The organism is Moorena sp. SIO3B2, from assembly GCF_010692525.1.
GTDB classification, from domain to species: Bacteria; Cyanobacteriota; Cyanobacteriia; order Cyanobacteriales; family Coleofasciculaceae; genus Moorena; species Moorena producens.
This window is the reverse complement of record NZ_JAAHHE010000058.1, coordinates 1-4,723: the sequence shown is the minus strand read 5'-3', so window position 1 is coordinate 4,723 and position 4,723 is coordinate 1. Positions and strand designations below refer to the sequence as shown.

Below are 4,723 nucleotides of genomic sequence, written 5' to 3'. Positions count from 1 at the left end.
TATAAAGGCGACCCTATCCTAAGGATTCGTCTCTGGCCAAAATCGGCAAAGTTTTAACCCTTTTACCCATAGCCGACTAACCATAAAGGCCAGAGACGAAACCTTAGACAGTGGAGCCTTATAACAATAGCCTTAACCCTTTTACCCATAGCCTGCCGACCATAAAGGCTCCACTGTCTTACGGTAACTTCAAACCCTATTCTGGCGGTAACTTCTGACCCGGATTGAAATCACGGGGCTACCACGCTCCCGCGTTCTTTCCGTGTCAAGAGTTCTAGAAGTGGTGTAAGCTACCAGGGGGTAAGGGGAAATTGGGAAAATCTTAAAAAATAAAGAACAAATTTGTGTTAAAGCAGGTCTTTTGCTTTAACCTAAGAAGTTAAAGTAGCTAAGTAAAGTAGCTAATCAAAGTAGCGCTCTTAGTTAATTCCCTGGTAATTTCTGGTTAATCCGGGATTTCCTAGCTAAGATGCAGGTAATGGACACTAGTCCGATCGTTGTAATGGCCACGACACCTACGAATGACCGCCAGTTCGTAGCCCTGTCCCTAGTAGTTAAGATGAGGGAAACATGTGCTGCTAGCCCAACCAGCCTTTACAACATTGCCGTTCCCGGAAGCGGGACAAACTCCGGCAAACCTTACCCCTGATAGGAGTTGCACAAAACCTAAGCAACTAGGTCGTCTTTTCAACGAAATTACTAGTTATTAAGCCTCCTATCGTTAAGTATTTTGCTAAGCGCGGTTGGTTACTACTACCAATCCTATCAGCAAAATAAAAATAGACATCATTAAGTTATAAAAGCGAAAGACAGATGAGCGAATTACAAGAGAAAATAGACCAAGAGCGTGAACAAGCTAGAGCCGTTTGTGATGCTGAGGGGGCGTCTTCAGCAGAATGTGCAGTAGCTTGGGATAACGTAGAAGAACTACAAGCAGAGGCTTCCCATCAGCGGCAAAATGCCAAGCCCAAAAACTCCCTTGAAGAGTACTGTGATGATAATCCTGACGCAGCTGAGTGCCGGGTATATGAAGACTAGACTCTAGGATTGTTCTGCCAAATACTCTGAATAAGGGTAGCAGGAGTAAATCCCCGATTAGGATTTGCTCCTGCTACCCTTTTTGGTGGCGTTATAGCGCTACGCGCAAGTCCGCAAGTCCGCAAGTCCGCAAGTCCGCAAGTAAGCGATTACTTACGTTTCGGAGTTTAGGAATGTCAAACATCTGAATGCGTAGTGCTATACTGGCCTGATGCTTTCCTTGGCTTTGTTTCTAGATTTCCAGTATGGCCATTGGTGAAATAACATAGATCAAGGTCATTTCGGCAACAAGCAATGCAAGATGAAATTATTCAATTACTGGTTTGGATGGACTACCGTTTGGCAGTTTTGTTCACAGTATTTATCCCCTTGATGCTGCTAATTTGGGCATTTTTCCAGAAAGCAGATGCTATGGTACGCCTGTTGATTATCTATTGGCGTGTTTCCAGTCTCCTAGCGATTACAGTTTACTTGTTGATTGTCGGTTGGCCGATTGCTTATGTGTGTGCTTTGAGCTCCCGTATTCTGATCCCCATCTCCCTGTGGTTTTGGATTGACTTGAATGAGGAGATTGATGATAGGCCCGCTAGTCCCCTGAAGCTAACACTGACATCTTGGCGTTGGGCAATGACTATTTACTGTACTCTGGGGACAATCGCTAGTATTCCATTTCTACGTTGTGCCTTTGTCCCAGGAGCAATCACATCTGGATTTTGTCAGGTGTTGAGGGAGCCGCCTTTGTTATTCAAACAGTATTTCCATGGTGGTTATACCCCTGGATTTTTGGGCTTTATCGGAATGGTGGGATTATTCTTCTATGTCCTTTACTTAAGCTATTTCGTTCTGTTTCGACTCGGCAAACAAGGACGATCAGCTATTGAACCATGAAATGGGTTATGGCTTTGGATTTTGTAGGGCAGTAGCATCTTCTTTGAGACTCCCCACGGCGCTTATGCCGGGGGAGTCTTGGTTCAAAGGAGGTAAGCATTCAGCAGTCAGGGGTCAGCGGTCAGCCGTCAGGTTATTTTATTCAAAAGCTTTTCCCGTAGGGTGCCCATAGCGCATAAGCTGTTCGGTGTAGCATGGGCGTAGCCCATAGGCTGATAGCTGAATACTTACCCCGGTGCGCTTTCCCCATTAAGAATTAAATTCGCCACTGGTCGCACCGCAAAGTAAGGTTGATTAACGGATTCGGAATTCTACTTAACCTACAGGCAAAGCGCTAGATCAGATTTTATGGTCACCACCAGTACGATAAAGCTAAATATATCATTATATCCTGCCAATAGGCAACGCCACAACTAAAAACTCACAACTGAAAACTCACAGATGATGGATTCCATTGGTAGGCGTCTAGAACAATACACCATCAAACGCCCAAAAGAGGTATTGATAGTTACCGCACAGATAGCTGGTGAACAGGATCAAATTGCTATTTTTAAAGGTTTTTCCAGTTCTTTAATGCGTCCGACATCCTTTGACCCAGATGTAGCGGTCTTACCAGCACAGGCAAAGATCATTAGCATAGATCGAGTGGCTGCTCCCTATAATCCACAGTCTCCTCGTTATCTTCAGCAAGGACTGACTTTGGAAACTATGGAAAAGTTGTTGGAGAATGCTGGTGTTTAATTTAGCATCCTGGCTAGGTTGTGGCTGCTAAGTTCCAAGGGAGGAACGTAAATTTTGGTAAAGTTTTGCCTGAAGGCCCTTGGGACCTAAGTGTATTTGGATCTAGTTAGTCAATTTTGATAAAGTCTTGCCAGAAGCCTAACAGGGCTAAATGTACTTGGATCTAGTTAGTCAATGTTTGAGTAAATCTTGGATAAACTCTGGCCAAAGCGCTCACAGGGCTAAATGTACTTGGATCATAATCTGAATGTACTTGGATCATAATCTGATCACAAGCATGTATGGGATCACAACCATAGGTTGGATGTATTGATGGATATCTACCAAAGCAAAATAAAGTGTTATTCTCCACAGTGAGTGTGTAATGTGAGGAAATTGAAATTATGGTTACATCCCCTGTCCGTATCCAGGGATTGGATAGTGCTGAGTTCTCATCCAAGAATCAGCCAATGAACTGCCCCAATGTCAGGTTACCTTGGCAACCCCTAACTCTACCCACAACCCCATTATTCGGTACCGATGGCATTCGGGGACGAGCAGGAACATTGCTCAGTGAAGATTTGGCTTTACAAGTGGGTTTCTGGGCTGGTCTTGTGTTACAGGAATACTCAGCTGTACCAGGACCGGTGATTTTAGGGCAGGATTCACGCAATTCTAGTGATATGTTGGCAACAGCCTTAGCTAAGGGGTTGACTACAGCAGGTCTAGAGGTGTGGCACCTGGGATTATGTCCCACTCCTGGTGTTGCCTACCTGTGCAGTGCCACAAGTGCCATAGGGGGTGTGATGATTTCTGCTAGTCATAATCCTCCAGAAGACAATGGGATTAAGTTTTTTAGCGGGAAAGGCACTAAGCTATCTCAGGAGCTGCAAAAGCATATAGAAGCTGGATTGAGGGGTTTTATTGGTCAGGCTGTAGTGAGTAAAACCCAAGGGAAGTATCACTATCGCCCAGGGTTGGTCACCGATTATGCAGCAGCACTTCACCGTCCTCTGAAAGGAGTGACGAATTTACAAGGCATGAAGATTGTGCTGGATTTGGCTTGGGGGGCAGCAGTGCGACTCTCAGGACAAGTGTTTGAGCAGTTGGGGGCACAAGTGATCTGCTTGCATGACCAGGCAGATGGCGATCGCATTAATGTCAATTGTGGCTCTACTCACCTCGAACCCCTGAAAGCTGCGGTAAAAGAATACCAAGCAGATCTTGGGTTTGCCTTTGATGGTGATGCAGACCGATTGATGGCAGTAGATGCCCAGGGTCGGGAGATCAATGGAGATTACATCCTCTATTTTTGGGGTCAAACCTTACGTGCTGCCCAAAAGCTACCAGAAGACATAATGGTAGCAACGGTAATGGCAAATTTAGGATTTGAACGAGCCTGGAAGCAGTTGGGGGGTAAATTCCTACGGACAGCGGTCGGAGATCAGCATGTCCAAGCTAAAATGCTCCAAACTGGAGCTATGCTAGGGGGTGAGCAATCGGGACATATCATCTGTCACCATTATGGTTTGACTGGGGATGGCATGTTAACTGCTTTACATCTAGCTTCTTTGGTCCGTGAATCTGGGATGACCTTAGGGGAGTTAGTAGACCAAAGTTTCCAGACTTACCCCCAACTGCTGCGTAATGTCAGGGTAGAAGACCGAGAACGCCGACGTGGATGGCAAGAGTGTGAAGCGATCACGAATGCGATCGCAAAAGGGGAAGCAGCCATGGGAGACCAAGGTCGAATTCTGGTTCGTGCTTCTGGTACTGAACCCCTGATCCGGGTGATGGTCGAAGCCGCCAATTCTCAACTTGCTCACCACTGGACATCAGAGTTAGTTAACGTCGTTGAGCGATATTTAGCTAACTGATTGACCAAAATGTTTCCAGCAACTGCTCAGCATATAACTTGCATCGTTAACTTATATCTTTGTTAACTTATACCGTTTCAGTGATCGGGTTGTGTTGACGGTTTATGGTTGACGGTTTATGGTTGACGGTTTATGGTTGACGGTTTATGGTTGACGGTTTATGGTTGACGGTTTATGGTTGACGGTTTATGGTTGACGGT

General features: G+C 45.5%; 4 protein-coding genes. All 4 read left to right on the top strand.

The window, feature by feature from the left end; all coding sequences use genetic code 11:
* Positions 1 to 813 precede the first annotated feature (813 nt).
* The 4 genes from F6K38_RS15390 to glmM all read left to right on the top strand — a co-directional run bounded on the left by F6K38_RS15390 (position 814) and on the right by glmM (position 4,523).
* Positions 814 to 1,038 carry a Calvin cycle protein CP12 gene (locus F6K38_RS15390; protein WP_287252498.1) on the top strand — a complete coding sequence of 75 codons (225 nt, stop codon included), beginning with the start codon at positions 814 to 816 and terminating at the stop codon, positions 1,036 to 1,038.
* 294 nt (positions 1,039 to 1,332) lie between these two features.
* Positions 1,333 to 1,926, top strand: a complete 594-nt coding sequence (locus tag F6K38_RS15385; RefSeq protein ID WP_008185315.1) for a DUF3177 family protein — start codon at positions 1,333 to 1,335, stop codon at positions 1,924 to 1,926.
* 441 nt (positions 1,927 to 2,367) lie between these two features.
* Complete coding sequence (locus F6K38_RS15380) at positions 2,368 to 2,667, top strand: DUF7734 family protein (RefSeq protein ID WP_063747936.1); 300 nt, start codon at positions 2,368 to 2,370, stop codon at positions 2,665 to 2,667.
* 383 nt (positions 2,668 to 3,050) lie between these two features.
* Positions 3,051 to 4,523 carry a phosphoglucosamine mutase gene (gene glmM / locus F6K38_RS15375; RefSeq protein ID WP_008185319.1) on the top strand — a complete coding sequence of 491 codons (1,473 nt, stop codon included), beginning with the start codon at positions 3,051 to 3,053 and terminating at the stop codon, positions 4,521 to 4,523.
* Positions 4,524 to 4,723: the final 200 nt, after the last annotated feature.